The organism is Allobosea sp. Root381 (assembly GCF_001429395.1).
Lineage (GTDB): Bacteria > Pseudomonadota > Alphaproteobacteria > Rhizobiales > Beijerinckiaceae > Allobosea.
In genome coordinates this window covers 38,444-56,963 of the sequence record NZ_LMJT01000042.1, presented here as the reverse complement: position 1 = coordinate 56,963, position 18,520 = coordinate 38,444, and the positions used below count along the sequence as shown (strand labels likewise).

General features: G+C 67.7%; 13 protein-coding genes. 7 read left to right on the top strand and 6 right to left on the bottom strand.

The window, feature by feature from the left end:
- Positions 1 to 146: 146 nt before the first annotated feature.
- Together ASE63_RS23655 and hisN are read left to right on the top strand one after the other, a co-directional pair.
- Positions 147 to 1,067, top strand: a complete 921-nt coding sequence (locus ASE63_RS23655) for an N-formylglutamate amidohydrolase (protein WP_082610234.1) — start codon at positions 147 to 149, stop codon at positions 1,065 to 1,067.
- A gap of 327 nt (positions 1,068 to 1,394) precedes the next feature.
- A complete protein-coding gene (hisN, locus tag ASE63_RS23650; RefSeq protein WP_056807625.1) occupies positions 1,395 to 2,177 on the top strand; it encodes a histidinol-phosphatase in 783 nt (260 codons plus the stop codon).
- Here the strand turns inward: hisN and ASE63_RS23645 are convergent.
- Positions 2,082 to 3,146, bottom strand: coding sequence for an alpha/beta hydrolase (locus ASE63_RS23645; RefSeq protein WP_082610233.1), 1,065 nt, complete (start codon positions 3,144 to 3,146; stop codon positions 2,082 to 2,084). The two genes, hisN and ASE63_RS23645, sit on opposite strands and share 96 nt — an antisense overlap.
- Positions 3,147 to 3,375: 229 nt before the next feature.
- Here ASE63_RS23645 and ASE63_RS23640 point away from each other — a divergent pair, with 229 nt between their 5' ends.
- Positions 3,376 to 3,834: an Hsp20 family protein gene (locus ASE63_RS23640; protein ID WP_056807829.1), complete on the top strand. Its 459-nt coding sequence runs from the start codon at positions 3,376 to 3,378 to the stop codon at positions 3,832 to 3,834.
- An 89-nt stretch (positions 3,835 to 3,923) separates the two neighbouring features.
- Here the strand turns inward: ASE63_RS23640 and ASE63_RS23635 are convergent, their stop codons facing one another.
- Both ASE63_RS23635 and ASE63_RS23630 read right to left on the bottom strand, forming a co-directional pair.
- Positions 3,924 to 4,859: a hypothetical protein gene (locus ASE63_RS23635; RefSeq protein WP_056807623.1), complete on the bottom strand. Its 936-nt coding sequence runs from the start codon at positions 4,857 to 4,859 to the stop codon at positions 3,924 to 3,926.
- A gap of 87 nt (positions 4,860 to 4,946) precedes the next feature.
- A complete protein-coding gene (locus tag ASE63_RS23630) occupies positions 4,947 to 6,011 on the bottom strand; it encodes a low specificity L-threonine aldolase (protein WP_056807621.1) in 1,065 nt (354 codons plus the stop codon).
- Positions 6,012 to 6,710: 699 nt separating this feature from the next.
- Between ASE63_RS23630 and gltB the strand changes: the two genes are divergently transcribed.
- On the top strand, positions 6,711 to 11,330 hold the full coding sequence (gltB, locus tag ASE63_RS23625) for a glutamate synthase large subunit (protein ID WP_244491580.1): 4,620 nt from the start codon (positions 6,711 to 6,713) through the stop codon (positions 11,328 to 11,330).
- A 114-nt stretch (positions 11,331 to 11,444) separates the two neighbouring features.
- On the top strand, positions 11,445 to 12,869 hold the full coding sequence (locus ASE63_RS23620; protein ID WP_056807827.1) for a glutamate synthase subunit beta: 1,425 nt from the start codon (positions 11,445 to 11,447) through the stop codon (positions 12,867 to 12,869).
- Positions 12,870 to 12,911: 42 nt separating this feature from the next.
- On the opposite strand, the gene ASE63_RS23615 is transcribed toward ASE63_RS23620, so the two are convergent.
- Positions 12,912 to 13,220, bottom strand: coding sequence for a hypothetical protein (locus ASE63_RS23615; protein ID WP_056807617.1), 309 nt, complete (start codon positions 13,218 to 13,220; stop codon positions 12,912 to 12,914).
- A gap of 353 nt (positions 13,221 to 13,573) precedes the next feature.
- Here ASE63_RS23615 and ASE63_RS23610 point away from each other — a divergent pair, with 353 nt between their 5' ends.
- Entirely contained in the window at positions 13,574 to 15,088 is a 1,515-nt protein-coding gene (locus ASE63_RS23610; RefSeq protein ID WP_056807614.1) for an ABC-F family ATP-binding cassette domain-containing protein, read from the top strand.
- A gap of 14 nt (positions 15,089 to 15,102) precedes the next feature.
- Here the strand turns inward: ASE63_RS23610 and ASE63_RS23605 are convergent, their stop codons facing one another.
- Positions 15,103 to 16,317, bottom strand: a complete 1,215-nt coding sequence (locus ASE63_RS23605) for an SGNH family hydrolase (RefSeq protein WP_056807613.1) — start codon at positions 16,315 to 16,317, stop codon at positions 15,103 to 15,105.
- Positions 16,318 to 16,380: 63 nt separating this feature from the next.
- Positions 16,381 to 17,622, bottom strand: a complete 1,242-nt coding sequence (locus tag ASE63_RS23600; RefSeq protein WP_082610232.1) for a lytic murein transglycosylase — start codon at positions 17,620 to 17,622, stop codon at positions 16,381 to 16,383.
- Positions 17,623 to 18,025: 403 nt separating this feature from the next.
- Here ASE63_RS23600 and rnk point away from each other — a divergent pair, with 403 nt between their 5' ends.
- Positions 18,026 to 18,448 (top strand): nucleoside diphosphate kinase regulator, encoded by a 423-nt coding sequence (gene rnk / locus ASE63_RS23595; protein WP_056807824.1) that lies wholly within the window; start codon positions 18,026 to 18,028, stop codon positions 18,446 to 18,448.
- Positions 18,449 to 18,520: the final 72 nt, after the last annotated feature.

Here is an 18,520-nt window from a genome sequence, read left to right as displayed (position 1 = left end):
CAGGGTTATCGGCCCATCCCCGTGCGCGGAACCCTACGGCTCCATAAGGCGCAACTATGGTAAATAATGCGTGAATCCGTGGCCGAGGGCCGCCGTGCGCCGGCAGCGCTTCAACCCCGCTGCTTTGTGTGCTTCTGTTCAGGCGCATGAGCGCACTTTCCGCCCCCTTTCCGCCTGGTGCCGACGATGTCGTCGCCGAGATCGAGCGGCCCTTCTCGCTGTACCAGCCGGCGCTCCAGCTCGTGCCGGTGGTGGTCGATGTGCCCCATGCCGGGCGGCGCTATCCCGCCGCCTTCGTCGGGCGCTCCAGGCTGCCCCTGCGCTCGCTGCGCCGCTCCGAGGACGCCTATGTCGACCGCCTCTTCGCGCGCTGCATAGCGCTCGGCGCGCCGCTCTTCGCAGCGGAGTTCCCGCGCGCCTATCTCGACGTCAACCGCGAGCCCTATGAGCTCGACCCGCGCATGTTCGAGGGCCGTCTGCCGCCTTTCGCGAATACCCGCTCGATGCGGGTCGCGGGCGGGCTCGGCACGATCCCGCGCATCGTCGGCGACGCGCATGAGATCTATTTCGGGCGGATTCCGGTGGAGGAGGGGCTGGCGCGAATCGATTCGCTGTACCGGCCCTATCACGCCGCGCTCCGCGATCTCGTGCAGCGCACGCAGCGCAGCTTCGGCACCTGCATCCTGGTCGATGCCCATTCGATGCCGTCGAGCGGGGTCGACCGTGACGGGCCGCCGAAGCCCGACATCATCCTGGGCGACCGCTTCGGCACCAGCGCCGCCGCCTACATCACCGACATCGCCGAGGCCGCCTTCGCCCGGCTGGGCCTCAGCGTGACTCGTAACCGCCCCTATGCCGGCGGCTTCATCACCGAGCATTACGGCGCGCCGAGCGCCGGCGTCCACACGCTGCAAATCGAGATCAATCGCGGGCTCTACATGGATGAGACGACGCTGATGCCGCATGCCGGTTTCGCGGCGCTGGAGCAGGCCATCGTATCGGCCATGGCGGATTGCTTCGCACGCTGGAGCGGCTGGCTCGACGAATTCCGGCAGGCGGCAGAATAGCCGGCGGCGCCTGCCCCGAACGGGTCTGGCCAAAAAAAAGGCCGCACACTTTCGTGGCGGCCAAGTCTAGGGAGGAAACGCCCAAGGAGGGCAACGAAGGCTTGAGGTGATCGCCCCTTCGCAAGTGCACAATAAGCCTGTGCGCTGCAAAAAAGCAAGTGGCCTGACCAGAATTTTGAACGAGTCTGCGTCGCATAGGGCATGCGTTGAGTGCATAACAAAACATGAAAGCGATGTTCGCCTTGTCTTGCGGGCGGCATCCCAGCATGAAGCAGCGGGCATGAGCGCGGCTGGCGGGAGCGCCACGCAACAGGAAACGAGGATTTGATGAGCGCGGTCGATTTCGGTGCCTTCGTTGCGCATCTCGCGACGCAGTCTGGTCAGGCGATCCTGCCGTTCTTCCGCGCGCATCACGCGCTGGAGGACAAGTCGGCCGGCGGCGTGTTCGATCCGGTGACCGAGGGCGACCGGGCCGGTGAGAGCGTGATGCGCCATCTGATCAAGCGCAGCTTTCCGGCCCATGGCGTGCTGGGCGAGGAGTTCGGCAACGAGAACATCGACGCCGAATATGTCTGGGTGCTCGATCCGATCGACGGCACCCGCGCCTTCATCTCCGGCATTCCGGTCTGGGGCACGCTGATCGGGCTGACGCGTAACGGCACGCCGGTCTACGGCATGATGCACCAGCCCTTCACCGGGGAGCGTTTTTCCGGCGACGGCCGCGAGGCGCGCTATGAGGGGCCGGGCGGCCCGCGCAAGCTGCGCACGCGCAACGTCTCGGACCTGGCGGCCTCGACGCTGATGACCACGAGCCCGGCGCTGTTCAAGGGTGAGGAGGCGCAGGCCTATACCCGCGTCGAGAGCCAGGTCCGGCTCGCCCGTTATGGCTGCGATTGCTACGCCTATTGCATGCTGGCCTCGGGCCATGTCGATCTCGTCGTCGAGAGCGGCCTCAAGCCCTACGACATCGTGGCGCTGATCCCGATCGTCGAGGGCGCCGGCGGCATCGTCACCTCATGGGACGGCGGCAGCGCCGCCGCGGGCGGTCGTATCGTCGCCGCCGCCAATCGGGAACTGCACGAGGCCGCTCTCGCCCTCCTCGCCGGCTGAGGCGCCGGAGGCTTCCGGCTCTGCCGCCTCTCCCGGAATGAAGGCGTCGAAGGCCGCCCAGAACTGGGCCCTGATCTCGTCGGTCTCCATCAGGATCTCGTGCCGCGCGCGCGGCAGCACCAGCGCCTGGCCGGTCTTGAGCCGGGCGGCGAAGCGTTCGATCGCCGGGGTGGACACCACCGGGTCGCTGCCGGCGGCGATGACCAGGGTGGGCACACGGACCTCGCGCGCCGCCTGCGGCGCGCCGAGCCGCGCCATCAGGGCGAAGGCGTTGCGGACCCAGGCGATGGTCGGGTCGCCGATGCTGAGATGGCGGGCGGCGGCGGAGAGCGCGCCGTTGCGGGCATAACGGCGCGGATCGCCGGTCAGCCGGTTGCCCTCGAAGGGCTTGGTCGCGATCGCGGTCTCGCCGCCGCCGGGGACGAAGCCGCTGCCGAGGCCGAGCCAGAACAGCAGGCTGGCCAGCCGGCTCGCGCGCCGCGGATTCTCGATGATGGTCAACTCCAGCATCGGCGCGATCGCCACCAGCCGCGAGACCGGCAGCAGGTCGTGGCGCGCCGCATCGAGGCAGAGCGCCGCGCCCATCGAATGTGCGAGGACGAAATAGGGACCGGGGAGCTTCTCGCGCATCTGCGCCATGGCGAGGGCAAGGTCGTTCTCGTAATGTCGCAGCCAGCCGACATGGCCCTTGCGCGGGCGCTGCAGGAAGCGCTGCGAGCCGCCCTGGCCGCGCCAGTCGAAGGCCAGCACATGGAAGCCGCGGCGACGTAGTTCGGCGATGGTTTCGCTGTAACGCTCGATGAATTCGGCGCGCCCCTGCATCACGACGACCGTGCCACGCACCGTCCGCACCGTCGGGCGCCAACTGGCGAAGCGAAGCTGCGCTTCGTCGCGCGTCGACGCGAACCAGACCCTGGCGTGGCCCGGAAGCGGGTAGTCGGGATGGGCGAAGAGTTCGGCGTCCGCCATTCCTCGGCTTTCGTTGGGGGGCGGGCCCGCTGCTAGCCGCCCTTGCGAATCGAGGGGCTGCCGGCCGGTCGCCTGGACCTTGTTATGCCCGTCGCATCGGCCTCTTGAAAAGCCGAAATCACCTTCCCAGATCAGTGCGGCGCAGGCCGGAACCGGCTGCGCGGAACTGAACCGGGCCCGTGCTCATGGCGAGGCGGGCTGACTGAACGTCGCTTCTTTGGAGGACATCATGCGTCATTTCGATCTTTCACCGCTCTATCGCTCGACCGTCGGCTTCGATCGCCTGTTCTCGCTGCTCGACCAGGCCGGCAGCGCCGATGCCGCCCCGACCTATCCGCCCTATAACATCGAGCGCACCGCCGAGAACGCCTACCGCATCACCATCGCGGTCGCAGGCTTCGGCGAGGCTGACCTTGCCATCGAGAGCAAGGAGAACGCGCTCACTGTTCGCGGCGACAAGCAGGTTGGCGACCACGCCGAGAAACGCGAGGTCCTGCATCAGGGCATCGCCGCGCGCGCCTTCGAGCGCCGCTTCCAGCTCGCCGACTATGTCCAGGTGACCGGCGCGAGCCTCGAGAACGGGCTGCTCCACATCGATCTCGTCCGCGAGATCCCCGAGGCCAAGAAGCCGCGCCAGATCGCGATCGGCGGCGCCAAGGCCAAGGTGCTGGAGGCCAAGGCCGCGTAATCGCGAGCGGGCTTAGTCCCAACAGAGAGGGCGCTTCCGGGAGACCGGAAGCGCCCTTTTTCATGCGCGCATCGCAAGGCGCTTGCGTCTTATTCCGGCTTGGGGATTGGGATGACGCGGACGTCGTTGCCGTTCCTGTCCTCGGCCGTCGGCTCCTTGGCGGGCCCTTCCGTCGTCGGGGCGGGCTTCGCGGCCTCGTCCTTGGCAGGGCCGGCGGCGCCGCGCGCCAGCGGCGGCTGCGGGTCGGCCGGATCGATGTTGCGGACATCCTCCGGGTTGATGACACGGGGCTTGTCGCGGTCGGAGGAGCCCGGCGCCGGCGCTGCCGGCGAGGGCGGCATCTCCGTTGCGGGCGCCGTCGCCGCGGCGGGCGGTTTCTCGGTCGGGGGCACCGGTTCGGGACGCGGCGGTGCGGCGGGCGAGGACGGGATCTCGGTTGCGGGTGCCGTTGCCGCGGCAGGCGGCTTCTCGACCGGGGCGGGTTCGGGGTGCGGCGGTGCGGCAGGCGAGGGCGGAACGGCGGTCGCCGGTGCGTTGGCCTGTCCAGGCGGCCTCAGTGCGGGCGGGCGCTCGGGCGGGAGGGGCAGGATGCGGGGCTGCGAGGGGCGCAGATTGTCCTGCGGGTCGATTCGGGCCACGCGCGGCGCATTGCGGGCCGGCCCCTGCAGTACGATCTCGTCCAGCAGCGCGCCGCTGAACGGGTCGAGAATCAGGCGCAGGCGCGCTCCGTCCTGCGTCCTGCCGTCGACGACATAGCTCGCGCCGGTGCGCAGCACGCGCTCGATGCTGGCGAGGCCGTATTCGCGCGCGGCGATGCGGCTGATCGAGCGGGGCTGCAGCGCGGGCGGGCGCGGCTCGAGATAGCGGTCACGATAGCCGTAGCCATAGCGCGGCTCGAGATAGCGCGGGGCATCCTCGTAGAGGTAGTATTGTGCCGATGCGCCGCCGACCGTGCCCGCAAGGGCGCTGGCGACGGCCAGGCCCATCATCAGGCAGCGTTTCGGCGCAGGCGAGCGGAATGCCATAGGCTGATCCCTTCCAGAAGGACTGAAATCCGGTTTCAGTCTTCTTTAGGGAATGCGGCATGCATGGGGCTGGAATCGGGAGGGAATTCAGCGTTCTCCGGCTTCGATCAAGGCGATCAGCCGGTCGACTTCCACCTCGGGCGTCGCGAAGGACATCACGAAACGGCCGACGATCTCGCCTTCCGCCAGCGCTTCGCCGGGCGGCAGGGCGCGGTCGGACCAGGCATGATAGGAGACGCCCGCCGCCTTCAGCCGCGCGTGCAGCGCAGCCGACAAGATCGGGAACACGGTATTGGCCTGGCAGGGCCAGGCGAGGCGGGCCTCGCCGCTCTTCTCGATCGCCGCGGCGAGGCGGGTCGCGAGGCCGTTGGCCCGGCGCGCGAGGTCGAGCCAGTGGCCATCGGCCAGCAGCCCCTCGAACTGCGCGCCGATGAGACGGCCCTTCGACAGGGTCTGGCCGGCGCGCTTGCGGCGCCATTTCATCTCGTCCGCCATGGCGGGGTCGAAGAAGATCACGGCCTCGGCCGCCCAGGCGCCGTTCTTGGTGCCGCCGAAGGAGAGCACGTCGATGCCCGCCTTCCAGGTCATCTCGGCCGGGCTGCAGCCCAGCGTCACCAGCGCATTGGCGAAGCGGGCTCCGTCCATATGCAGCTTGAGGCGGCGCGGCGCCGCGGCCTCCTTCAGCGCGCGGATCTCGTCAACGCTGTAGATGGTGCCGCACTCCGTCGCCTGGGTGATGGCGAGCACCTGCGGCTGGACCTGATGCAGCGCGCCTTCGCGGAATCGCGCGAGGGTCTGCGTGACGCATTCGGGCGAGAGCTTGTTGCCTGCGCCGGGCAGGCCGATCAACTTGGCGCCGTCGCTGAAGAACTCTGGCGCGCCGCATTCGTCGTCGGCGACATGGCTTTCTTCATGTGTCACCACCGCCCCCCAGGGCCGGGTGATGCTGGCGAGTGCGAGCGCGTTCGCCGCCGTCCCGCTGGTGACAAGGAAGACGGCGACCTCGTGCTCGAAGATCTCGGCGAAGCGCCGCTCGACGCCTTGCGTCCAGAGATCTGTTCCGTATGCGGAGGAGGTCCCGTCATTGGCGGCGGCGATGGCGGCCATGACCTTGGGACTGGCGCCGGCGGTGTTGTCGCTGATGAAGTTCATGCCGCAGCGATACTGGCGAGGCGCCAGCCTGCCAAGGCCATGCGGGCGGGGGCGGTCTGCGTGCTATGCCGGTCAAGTGCGGCATGCCGCCGGGGCGTGGGCAGAACAAGAACAATGCGGGCAGAGTCGGGCTTTCATGCTGTATATGTCGATCGACTCCGCGATATGGCAATAAAATGTCGTCGCGATGCAAAATCGGCTCTTGTGTCGAGATTAGAATTCTGGCAAATTCACTCAATAGGACAGCAATGCTGTCCCATTTTTCGCCGCGTTGACCGCAACCTCCGGGTCCAGGTCGCGCCATTGCAACGGAGCGGATCGATGACGTGGGGCACGGCTAAAACTGCCAAAGCCATCCGTACGCGAGCCGTCCGTAAAGCGACGGCCTAAGGCAGGCGAAGCCGGGCGAGAGCCCGGGTGCCTGCGGAGGACGCGGGCGCCGACCAGAACAGCGCAAGCAAGCCTCCAACAGACGACGGTCCGGCCCGATTGCCGCCTCGCTGCCGCCCTTCCGGGCCGGCATGGTCGGGGCCGGCAGGGGTGACGCGAGGGCCATGTGGACTCAAAGATGCCCCTGGCGGAAGCTGGGACGGCATTGGCAAGCGGGGTTTGACGATGAGCGCTACCAGCCAGTCGAGCGGTGCCGTCCTGAACGGCACGACGCCTTCCGAGCGTTTCCCTGAGGTCCGCGATCCGGCGATGCCGGTGGCCCAGGGACTCTATGACCCCGCGATGGAGAAGGATTCCTGCGGTGTCGGCTTCGTCGCCGACATGAAGAACCGCAAGAGCCACGCCATCGTCGCGCAGGGGCTGCAGATCCTGCACAACATCGATCATCGCGGTGCGGTCGGCGCCGATCCGAAGCTCGGCGATGGTTGCGGCATCCTCACCCAGATCCCGCACGAATTCTTCGTGGCGAAGTGCGCCGAGATCGGCATCGCCCTGCCCGAGCCCGGCTTCTACGCGATCGGCCAGTTCTTTATGCCGCGGAATGCCGAGAGCCGCGCGATCTGCGAGGAGATCATCGCCCAGACCGTCGAGGAGGAGGGGATGATCCTGCTCGGCTGGCGCGACGTGCCGGTCGACAATGCCGATCTCGGCCAGGCCGTCCTGGAGACCGAGCCGGTCCATCGCCAGCTCTTCATCGGCCGCCCGGAGGAGTTCGCGACCGAGGACGAGTTCGAGCGGCAGATCTACGTGCTGCGCAAGTCGGTCTCGAACAAGCTCTATCGCGGGCAGGACCGCGACATGTCCGAATATTATGCGGTGTCGGTGTCGTGCCGCACCATCGTCTACAAGGGCATGGTGCTGGTCACCCAGCTCGGCTCCTATTTCAAGGACCTGACCGACGAGCGCTACATCAGCGCGCTCGCGCTCGTGCACCAACGCTTCGCCACCAACACCTTCCCGTCCTGGCGGCTCGCCCACCCCTACCGGATGGTCGCGCATAACGGCGAGATCAACACGCTGCGCGGCAACGTCAACTGGATGGCGGCGCGGCAGGCATCGGTCGATTCCGACCTGTTCGGCGCCGACATCTCGAAGCTCTGGCCGATCTCCTATGAGGGCCAGTCGGACACCGCCTGCTTCGACAACGCGCTCGAATTCCTGGTGCAGGGCGGCTATTCGCTCGCCCATGCGATGATGATGCTGGTGCCCGAGGCCTGGAACGGCAACCCGCTGATGGGCGAGGACCGGCGCGCCTTCTACGAATACCATGCCGCGCTGATGGAGCCCTGGGACGGGCCGGCGGCGATCGCCTTCACCGACGGCAGGCAGATCGGAGCTACGCTCGACCGCAACGGCCTCAGGCCAGCCCGCTATCTCGTGACCGATGACGGGCTCGTCGTGCTCGCCTCCGAATTCGGCGTGCTGCCGATTCCGGAGGAGAAGATCGTCGAGAAGTGGCGCCTCCAGCCCGGCAAGATGCTGCTGATCGACCTCGAACAGGGCCGCATCATCGGCGACGACGAGATCAAGACGTCGCTGTGCATGGCCAACCCTTACAAGGACTGGCTGAAGCGCACCCAGATCGTGCTGGAGGAGCTGCCGCCGGTCGAGGCGCGGGCCTCGCGCACCGACGTGCCGCTGCTCGATCGCCAGCAGGCCTTCGGCTACACGCAGGAGGATGTCCGCCTGCTGATGGCGCCGATGGCCGTGACCGGGCAGGAAGCCGTCGGCTCGATGGGCACCGACACGCCGATCTCGGCGCTCTCGCTCAAGTCGAAGCTGCTCTATACCTATTTCAAGCAGAACTTCGCGCAGGTGACGAACCCGCCGATCGATCCGATCCGCGAGGAGCTGGTGATGAGCCTGCTCTCCTTCATCGGGCCGCGGCCGAACATCCTGGACCTGGAAGGCACCTCGCGCCGCAAGCGCCTCGAAGTGCGCACGCCGATCCTGACCAATGAGGATCTCGAGAAGATCCGCTGCATCGGCCATTACGAGGACCGCTTCGACACCAAGACGATCGATTTCACCTATCCGGCGCGCGACGGCGCGACCGGCATGGAAGGCGCGCTGGCGCGGCTCTGCGAGCGCGCGGAGGCTGCCGTCCATGGCGGCTACAACATCATCATCCTGTCCGACCGGCAGGTTGGTGCCGACCGCATCCCGATCCCGGCGCTGCTGGCGACGGCTGCGGTGCATCATCACCTGATCCGCAAGGGCCTGCGCACTTCGGTCGGCCTCGTCGTCGAATCCGGCGAGCCGCGCGAGATCCATCATTTCTGCTGCCTGGCGGGTTATGGCGCGGAGGCGATCAACCCCTATCTCGCCTTCGACACGCTGCTCGACCAACATGAGCAGGGCGCCTTCCCGACCGAGGTCGACGCCTATGAGGTGGTGAAGCGCTACATCAAGTCGGTCGGCAAGGGTGTGCTGAAGGTGATGTCCAAGATGGGCATCTCGACCTACCAGTCCTATTGCGGCGCGCAGATCTTCGACGCGGTGGGCCTGCGGACCGCCTTCGTCGACCGCTATTTCTTCGGCACCAAGACCGCGATCGAGGGCGTAGGCCTCGACGAGATCGCCGAGGAGAGCGTGCGACGCCACCGCGACGCCTTCGGCGATGCGCCGGTCTATCGCGACAGCCTCGATATCGGCGGCGAGTACATGTACCGCATCCGCGGCGAGGACCATGTCTGGCAGCCCGACGTCGTCGCCTCGCTGCAGCACGCCGTGCGCCTGAACGCGCAGGACCGCTACGAGGAGTTCGCCCGGCAGGTCAATGACGAGGCGCAGCGGCTGACCACGATCCGCGGCCTGTTCAAGCTGAAGAACGCCGTCGATGACGGGCGCCAGCCGGTGCCGCTGGAGAGCGTCGAGCCCGCGGCCGACATCGTCAAGCGCTTCGCCACCGGAGCGATGTCCTTCGGCTCGATCTCGCGCGAGGCGCATGAGACGCTGGCCATCGCGATGAACCAGATCGGCGCCAAGTCGAACACCGGCGAGGGCGGCGAGGAAGCGATCCGCTTCAAGCCGATGCCGGACGGCCGTTCCAAGCGCTCGGCGATCAAGCAGATCGCATCGGGCCGCTTCGGCGTGACGACCGAATATCTGGTCAATGCCGACGTGATGCAGATCAAGGTCGCTCAAGGCGCCAAGCCCGGCGAGGGTGGCCAGCTGCCCGGCCACAAGGTCGACGCCAAGATCGCCAAGACCCGGCATTCGACGCCGGGCGTCGGCCTGATCTCGCCGCCGCCGCATCACGACATCTACTCGATCGAGGATCTGGCGCAGCTGATCTTCGACCTGAAGAACGTCAATCCGGCAGCCGACGTCTCGGTCAAGCTCGTCTCCGAGATCGGCGTCGGCACGGTCGCCGCCGGCGTCGCCAAGTCGCGGGCGGACCACATCACCATCTCCGGCTTCGAGGGCGGCACGGGCGCGAGCCCGCTGACCTCGCTGAAGCATGCGGGCTCGCCCTGGGAGATCGGCCTGGCCGAGACCCAGCAGACGCTGGTGCTGAACCGGCTGCGCGGGCGCATCGCGCTGCAGGTCGATGGCGGCCTGCGCACCGGCCGCGACGTCGTCATCGGCGCGCTGCTGGGCGCCGACGAGTTCGGCTTCTCGACCGCGCCGCTGATCGCGGCCGGCTGCATCATGATGCGCAAGTGCCATCTCAACACCTGCCCGGTCGGCGTCGCGACGCAGGATCCGGTGCTGCGCAAGCGCTTCAAGGGCCTGCCCGAGCATGTCGTGAACTACTTCTTCTTCGTGGCCGAGGATGTGCGGCGGATCATGGCCGAGCTCGGCTTCACCAAGCTGGAGCAGATCGTCGGCCGCTCTGACCTGCTCGACAAGCGGGAGGCGATCGACCACTGGAAGGCGAAGGGGCTCGATTTCTCGCGGCTCTTCCACAAGGTCGACCTGCCCGAGGTCGCGATCCGCCATGTCGAGCTGCAGAAGCACCCGATCGACGACGTGCTCGACCGGACGCTGATCGCGAAGGCGCAGGATGCGGTCGAGACCGGCACCCCGGTCGTGATCGAGCATGCGATCTGCAATGTCGACCGCAGCGCCGGTGCGATGCTGTCGGGCGTGGTCGCGAAGAAGTACGGCCATGCCGGCCTGCCGGACGACACCATCACGGTGAAGCTGAAGGGCACCTCCGGCCAGAGCTTCGCGGCTTTCCTCGCCGCGGGCGTCACGGTCGAGCTGACGGGCCAGGCCAACGACTATGTCGGCAAGGGGCTCTCGGGCGGCAAGCTGATCGTCAGGCCGGATCCGGCCTCGAAGGCGGTGCCGGAACGCTCGATCATCGTCGGCAACACCGTGCTCTACGGCGCGATCGCGGGCGAGGCCTATTTCCGCGGCGTCGCCGGCGAGCGCTTCGCCGTCCGCAATTCGGGCGCGATCGCGGTCGTCGAGGGAACGGGCGACCATGGCTGCGAGTACATGACGGGCGGCGTCGTCGCGGTGATCGGCCCGACGGGCCGCAACTTCGCGGCCGGCATGTCAGGTGGCATCGCCTATGTCCTGGACGAGTCCGGCGACTTCAAGCAGCGCTGCAACCTCTCCATGGTCGATCTCGAGCCGGTCGAGGAGGAGGAGGACCTGATGGAGCGGCTGCACCATCATGGCGGCGACCTCGAGCACAAGGGCCGGATCGACATGATCAACATGTCCGGCCATGACGAGGAGCGGCTGATGCAGATGCTGACGAACCATGCCGACTACACCGGTTCGGAGACGGCGCGTCGCATCCTCGACAACTGGGCCGAGTATCGGACCAAATTCGTCAAGGTGATGCCGGTCGAATACCGCCGGGCACTGCGCGAGATGGAGCAGGCGCGCTCACTCCAGGCGGCCGAATAGGACGACTCGTCAGTCCCGGGCGGCGCATCCGGCCCGGGACATCATCAGGACAGGCGCCCCGGCCTTCGGGGATGCCCGGGCCGGCCCGGGCAGGACGACGAGAGAAACAGATTGATGGGCAAGGTCACGGGCTTTCTGGAATACGACCGGCAGGAGCAGAAGTATCAGCTCGCCGGCGACCGCATCCGCCACTTCCGGGAGTTCACGCTCCCGCTGGAGGAGCGCGACGTCAAGAAGCAGGCGGCGCGCTGCATGGATTGCGGCATCCCCTTCTGCCACGGCCCGACCGGCTGCCCGGTGCACAACCAGATCCCGGACTGGAACGAGCTGGTCTATTCCGGCAACTGGGGCGACGCGCTGCGCAACCTCCATTCCACCAACAACTTCCCGGAGTTCACCGGCCGCATCTGCCCCGCGCCCTGCGAGGAAGCCTGCACGCTGAACCTCGAGAACATGCCGGTGACGATCAAGACGATCGAGCAGGCGATCGCCGACAAGGGCTGGCAGGAGGGCTGGATCGTCCCCGAGCCGGCTTCGGTGAAGACCGGCAAGCGCATCGCCGTGGTGGGCTCCGGCCCGGCCGGGCTCGCGGCCGCCCAGCAGCTCGCCCGCGTCGGCCATGACGTGCATGTCTATGAGCGGGAGGCGCGGGCCGGCGGCCTGCTGCGCTACGGCATCCCCGACTTCAAGATGGAGAAGAAGCATATCGACCGGCGCGTCGCCCAGATGGAGGCCGAGGGCGTCGTCTTCCACTACAACGCCAATGTCGGCGTGACGCTGCCTTTCGAGAAGCTCGTCGACGAGCATGACGCCGTGCTGATGACCGGCGGAGCGGAAGCGCCGCGCGATCCCGGCCTGCCGGACACCAACCTCTCCGGCGTGCATTATGCGATGCCGTACCTGACCCAGCAGAACAAGCGCAGCGGCGGCGAGGACGTCTCGAAGATCACGCCGATCCTGGCGGCCGGCAAGCATGTCGTGGTCGTCGGCGGCGGCGACACCGCGTCCGACTGCGTCGGCACGGCATTCCGCCAGGGCGCGCTCTCGGTGACGCAGCTCGACATCCGGCCGATCGCGCCGCAGATCGAGGACAAGCTCACCGTCTGGCCTTATTGGCCGACGAAGTTTCGCACCTCCTCCTCGCAGGCGGAAGGCGCCGAGCGCGAGTTCCAGGCGGCGACGCTCGGGCTCGAAGGCCGCAACGGCCGACTGACCGGCGTGAAATGCGCGCGCGTCGACGAGAAGCGCAAGCCGATTCCCGGCACCGAGTTCGTGCTCCAGGCCGATCTCTGCTTCCTCGCCATCGGCTTCGCCGGCTCGATCATCGAGGGCATGATCGCGCAGTCCGGCGTCGCGGTCGACAGGCGCGCCAATGTCGTCGCCAATGAGCGCGACTACCGCACCAGCGTCGACAAGGTCTATGTCGCCGGCGACATGCGCCGCGGCCAGTCGCTCGTGGTGTGGGCGATCCGTGAGGGCCGCCAGGCCGCGCATGCGATCGACAAGGAGCTGATGGGCGAGACCATCCTGCCGGTGTGACAGGCGAGCGGGGGCTGATCGTTCAGGATTCCGGTCCGAGGATCAGCCCTTCGACGGCTCGGCCTTGTGGAGTTGGACCGGCGAGCCAGGCGCGCGCTTGATCGCGCCCTTGGCTTCGAGGTCGAGTTGCACGGCCTTGAGCCACCATCCGGCCGTCTTTCCCTGGGGAAACAGCTCGTCGGGCAGATGCCGCATCAAGGCCGCCTTGGCGTCGGCGACCTTCAGTCCCGGCGCGGCCTCCGGCAGAACGGTCAACAGCGCCTTGCGCATCGCGAGATATTTGGCCCGGTCGACCCGTTCGGTCCTGCCGGGTGCGTTGACGTTCTCGATTTCGATCTTGTCGTCGGCCATCGATGTTCCTCGCTGTTTCCTCGAGATTTCGGCGTTTCCGCCAGCTGAAGTTGGCTCTCCAGCGTCCCTATAGTCCAGTTGGTCCACTTGCGTCATGACCGAGCTCCGCTGTTGCCTCGCGCCCGTCATGCCGGCGAAGCTCTGTTCATCCGCGCTGCCATTGCTATGATCATCGCCATGAAAACGAGCCAGAAGGGGAAGCAGGCGCCGCGCCGCCGCTTCCATTGCCGCACCCGCGGACCTGTCTGCGCCCCGCGCTTCTCGTCGCGGGGCTGACAGGGAGCGCATCGCCGTCTCATCGTCAGCCTTTTTTGGCGCGCTCCCGCGCGCACGTCTGACCCAATGAGATTTCGATGTCCCTGATCACCCTGAAAGACCTCTCGCTCGCCCGCAGCGCACCGCTCTTCGCCGGCCTCGACCTCGCCATCGCCAAGGGCGACCGCCTCGGCCTCGTCGCCGCCAACGGGCGCGGGAAATCCTCGCTCCTGCGCATCATGGCCGGTACCGAGGAGGCGACGGGCGGAACCGTGACCCGGTCGCGCGGCCTCGTCACCGCCTTCGCCCCACAGGACCCGCCGGAGCACCTGCTGCAACTCAGCCTCTACGATGCCGTGCGCGATGCGCTCGATCCTGAAGCCGCGGAAGCAGATAGCTGGCGCGTCGATGTGCTGCTGGACGACCTCATGGTCGAGGAGAGCCTGCGCAGCCGCCCGGTCCGCAGCCTGTCCGGTGGTTGGCAGCGGACGATGCTGCTGGCGCGGGCGGCCGTGACCGAGCCTGACCTGCTGCTGCTCGACGAGCCGACCAACCATCTCGACCTCGAACGGATCGGCCTGCTGGAGCGCTTCCTCGCCGCCCTGCCGCGCGACTGCGCCGTGGTCGCGGCGAGCCATGACCGCGCCTTCCTCGACGATATCAGTACGCGCACCTTGTTCCTGCGTCCGGCCGAGAGCGCCGATTTCGCCTTGCCCTATTCGCGCGCCCTGCAGGCGCTGGAGGAGCGCGATGCGGCGCGGGGCCGGCAATTCGAGAACGAGATGCGCAAGGTCAAGGCGCTGCGACAGCAGGCGGCCAAGCTCAAGAACATCGGCATCAACTCCGGCTCGGACCTGCTGGTGGTCAAGACCAGGCAATTGTCGGAGCGGGCGGACAAGCTGGAGGAGCAGGCGCGGCCCGGCCACAAGGAGCGTTCGGCCGGCACCATTCGGCTCGCCGGCAGCGGAACCCATGCCAAGGCGCTGGTCGCGATCAAGGAAACCGCGATTGCCACGCCGGACGGGCGTATGCTGTTCCGGATCGGGCCGCTCTGGATCGAGAAGGGCGACCGGATCGCGTTGCTCGGCGCCAATGGCAGCGGCAAGACACGTTTCGTCATGCGGCTGCGCGCGGCGCTCGGCGCCTCCGACCCGGACATCCGCGGCGCGGCGAGTCTCGAGCTGGGCTATTCTGACCAGGCGCTCTCGCAGCTCGACGACTGGCGCACGCCCTGGGACGCCGTGAAGCACGCGAGCGATCTCGGCGACCAGACGGCCCGTACCGTACTCGCCGGAGCCGGCATCGCGAGCGAGGCCCAGACCGCGCCGACAGCCCGCCTCTCGGGCGGGCAGCGCGCGCGGCTGGCGATGCTGTTGCTGCGCTTGGCCGAGCCCAATTTCTTCCTGCTCGACGAGCCGACCAACCATCTCGACATCGAGGGGCAGGACATGTTGGAGGCCGAGCTGATCAGGCAGGAATCGGCCTGCCTGCTGGTCAGCCATGACCGCGCCTTCGTGCGGGCGGTGGCGACGCGGGTCTGGGTCATCACGGGCAAGCGCCTGGTCGAGGTCGACGATCCTGACCCGGTCTTCGACAGGCTGATGGCGGGGTGATCGATGCCTGTCAGTCAGCGCGGCCAGCGATGGTCGTCCATGCGGCCGGGCTTGGGCTCGGGCAGGATGCCCTCGTCGAAGATGCGGTTGAGTTGGGCCGCGATCTCGCCGCGGCCGCGCGCCTCCGGGATCGAGACCAGTAGCGCCTGCTCGCCTTGCGGTGCCAATCCGGTCAGCGGCAGGATAGGCCCGGCCAGCGGCTTGGCCTGAAGCGCAGTCGGCAAGCTGATGGCGGGCAGGCCGCTGACCATCTGGTCGATCAGCCGCTCGACGTCGGGCGGAGTCGCCTGGCCTGAAGCGGCGCCCGCATCGGGCTGGACCGGCAGGGCGATGACGTTGCCCAGGGCGCCGGGCTGGAACATACGGCGGATCAGCACATCGACGAAATGCGCGGCCTTGCGCGAGCCGGCTTCGGTGAAGTGGATGCCGTCGCCGAGGCGCAGCCGCGTGGTTTGCCCGGAAACGTCAGGGCCCATCGCGGCATAGCGATTCTCGGCGTCGACGAAGGCGCCCCAGAGATCGACATATTCGCCGCCTGCGCGCTCGACTTCCTGACGATACTGCTCGTTGAAGGTGACGAAATCGGCCGAGAGCCGCGGATTCTGGACCGGCGGGGCGCCGACCCAGATCAGCGGGATGCGCTTGCCTGCGAAGATCTGGGCCATGGCCGTGATGCGCTCGCGATAGAGCTCGAGCCAGCGTGGGCTCAGCGGCTCGTGGACGATGTCGCCCTCGCGGATGGCCTGCCTGTCGTTCAGGCCGATCATCATCACGCCGAGACTGATCTTCTGGTCTGCGGCGAGCAACTCGGTCGCGACCTTCGGCCAGTCGTAGAAGTCGCTCCGGACGAGGCCCGAATCCGGCTTGGCCTTCTGAACCACGGCGAGGTCGGGCCGGTCTTCCAGCGCTTCTTCCAGCCCGTCGGCGAGGAGGTGCCCGAGCGAATCCCCGATCACCAGCAGGTGATGGGCGACATCGACCTTGGGAATGACCGGGTCGTCCCGCACCACGACGGGGGCGGCCGGCCGGCGCCGTGCAGGCGCCGCCGGCGCAACGCGCTGGCGCCGCGGCTGGGCGACCGGCGGTGCTGCCGGCTGCTGCCAGAACAGTTGGAAGAGGCTGCGCTGTTGCGCCGGCTGGCGCTGCATCTGGGCGAGCGAGGAGGGGCCGCCGGTCAGGAGCAACAATCCGGCAGCTGCCAGGAGCATCAGAAGCGAACGCAAACGCATCGGGCTTTCCGTCCCGCGCCGGTGGCCGGCATTCCTGCAGTATAGCGCGCGATGGCGCGAAGGTCAGCGCCCGGCGCGCATCCGCGCCAGCAGGGCCGGAGTCGGCCAGCCATCGGCGATCTCGCCATTGCGCAGCTGATACTGCCGCACGGCCTCGCGCGTGCCGGTGCCGATGCGGCCATCGGCGTCGTGGTTGTAGAGGCCGAGCGTTTTCAGCCGGCGCTGGAGGTCCTTGGTGGCCGCCATGTCGAGGCGGGGCGCCTTGACCGGCCAGTCGGCCTGGATCGCGGGGCGGCCCATGATGCGGTCGCCGAGATGGCCGACCGCCAGCGCGTAGGCGTCGGAGGAATTGTATTTCTTGATGACGTCGAAATTCTCGGTCAGCAGCATCACCGGGCCGCGATGGCCTGCCGGATAGAACAGGCGCGCCTCGCCGGAAGAGGGCAGGCGGCCGCCATCGGCGCGGCGCACGCCGGCCGAGGCGAAGGCCGAGAAATTCGCCTTGATCAGCCGGTGGTCGAAGCCATCAGGCAGGGTGACCTCGAGGCCCCAGGGCAGGCCTTGCACCCAGCCATGGCCCTTGAGGTAGTTGGCGGTGGAAGCGAGCGCGTCGGCGGTCGAGTTCCAGATGTCCGAATGGCCGTCGCCCGTGAAATCGACGGCATATTTCCGGTAGCTAGACGGCATGAACTGGGTGTGGCCCATGGCGCCGGCCCAGGAGCCGCTGAGCTCCCGCCGCTCGACATGGCCTTCCTCGATGAGCTCCAGCGCGATCAGAAGCTCGTCGCGGAAGAAGTCGCCGCGATAGCGTATGTTGGCCAGTGTCGCGAGCGAGCGGATAGTGTCCTTGTTGCCCTTGAACGAGCCGTAATTGGTTTCCATGCCCCAGACGCCGAGGATGATCTCGCGGGGAACGCCGTAGCGCGCCTCGACCTGCGCCAGTACGCCGGCATGCTGCGTCGCCGCGTCGCGGCCGCGCGGGATGCGCGTGCCTCCGACGGCGCTGTTGAGATAGCCCCAGATCGGCGCGGTGAATTCCGACTGCTTGCGGGTCAGCGCCACGATCGAGGGGTCAGGCGTCACGCCGCGAAAGGCGGCGTCGAAATTGGCGCGGGAGACGCCGCGGGCCTGGGCGAGCGGCCAGAGCCGCTCCAGGAAAACCTCGAAAGAGGTGTTCGTAGGGCGCGCTGCCGGCGTGGGGTGGCTGTCCCGCGCGCGGGCGGAGGTGCTGATCGAGCCGGTGGTCTGGGCGAGGGCCGGCGCGAGGCTGATCAGGGCCGTGGCGGCGATGACGTACAGGCGCATGGAACTCTCTGGGCAGGCTGGAGGACGGACGGTCGCTTCAGAGCGCCTGAACAAGCTTAACCAAAGGTTAAGGCGGGCTGCAATGCCGCCGCTCTCGCGACCGGCCCGGGCTTTTCCTGGCGCCGATGTGATTTGACAATAACGGCAGCTTGGCCGATTTTCGGCATATGGGTAACCAGTTTCAGTTCTGCCGCGGTCTCCACCGCTCGGGCATTCTCATCGCGGGCCATTAGCCCCGCGCCCGCGGCTGCGCACGCTCCGGGCTCGGGGCGGCACTCGATCCTGCAACGCTTCCAAAAACCACCACTTCCAACGTCCAGCACGTCCATCTTCGGACAGTCGCGAGATGGCGCGCCCGCCCGGCGCTGCCGCCGGCTGCCGATCCGTTTTTCAGGAGACTGACATGACCAGTTCCAGCAAGGGCCCGCGTCCCGCCATCGTTCTCACCAGCGAAGATCACCTCCTGCTCAGCCGCACGGTTGCCGGCGCAGGCGAGGGCATGGCCGATCTCGCAGCCGAGCTCGGCCGCGAGCTCGACCGCGCCCGTATCCTGCCGGAGGGCCGCAGCTCGGCCGATCACGTCCGCATCGGCAGCGTTGTCAGCTACCGCGACGAGGCGACCGGCAAGGAATCGACGATCACCCTCGTCCGGCCGCAGGAAGCCGATGTCGATGCGGGCAAGATCTCGGTGATGACGCCGATCGGCGTGGCGCTGATCGGCATGGCCGCACAGAAGTCGATCAACTGGGTTACGCGCTCGGGCGAGACCCGCCGCCTGACGGTGACGCAGGTGACCGATCCCGCCGATCTCGCCGAGGCGAGCTAGGCCGACGATCGGGCTGGATCGGCCCGTTTCCGTCATTGCAAGCGCAAGCGAAACAATCCAGGGGGCGTAGAG

Excerpts from the sequence above, each read along its gene's own strand:
- ASE63_RS23645 (WP_082610233.1), bottom strand. The coding sequence starts at position 3,146 with ATGGCGGACGCCGAACTCTTCGCCCATCCCGACTACCCGCTTCCGGGC.
- ASE63_RS23655 (WP_082610234.1), top strand. The coding sequence starts at position 147 with ATGAGCGCACTTTCCGCCCCCTTTCCGCCTGGTGCCGACGATGTCGTC.
- hisN (WP_056807625.1), top strand. The coding sequence starts at position 1,395 with ATGAGCGCGGTCGATTTCGGTGCCTTCGTTGCGCATCTCGCGACGCAG.
- ASE63_RS23610 (WP_056807614.1), top strand. The coding sequence starts at position 13,574 with ATGTCCCTGATCACCCTGAAAGACCTCTCGCTCGCCCGCAGCGCACCG.
- rnk (WP_056807824.1), top strand. The coding sequence starts at position 18,026 with ATGACCAGTTCCAGCAAGGGCCCGCGTCCCGCCATCGTTCTCACCAGC.
- ASE63_RS23630 (WP_056807621.1), bottom strand. The coding sequence starts at position 6,011 with ATGAACTTCATCAGCGACAACACCGCCGGCGCCAGTCCCAAGGTCATG.
- ASE63_RS23620 (WP_056807827.1), top strand. The coding sequence starts at position 11,445 with ATGGGCAAGGTCACGGGCTTTCTGGAATACGACCGGCAGGAGCAGAAG.
- ASE63_RS23605 (WP_056807613.1), bottom strand. The coding sequence starts at position 16,317 with ATGCGTTTGCGTTCGCTTCTGATGCTCCTGGCAGCTGCCGGATTGTTG.
- ASE63_RS23615 (WP_056807617.1), bottom strand. The coding sequence starts at position 13,220 with ATGGCCGACGACAAGATCGAAATCGAGAACGTCAACGCACCCGGCAGG.
- ASE63_RS23635 (WP_056807623.1), bottom strand. The coding sequence starts at position 4,859 with ATGGCATTCCGCTCGCCTGCGCCGAAACGCTGCCTGATGATGGGCCTG.
- ASE63_RS23600 (WP_082610232.1), bottom strand. The coding sequence starts at position 17,622 with ATGCGCCTGTACGTCATCGCCGCCACGGCCCTGATCAGCCTCGCGCCG.
- ASE63_RS23640 (WP_056807829.1), top strand. The coding sequence starts at position 3,376 with ATGCGTCATTTCGATCTTTCACCGCTCTATCGCTCGACCGTCGGCTTC.
- gltB (WP_244491580.1), top strand. The coding sequence starts at position 6,711 with ATGCCGGTGGCCCAGGGACTCTATGACCCCGCGATGGAGAAGGATTCC.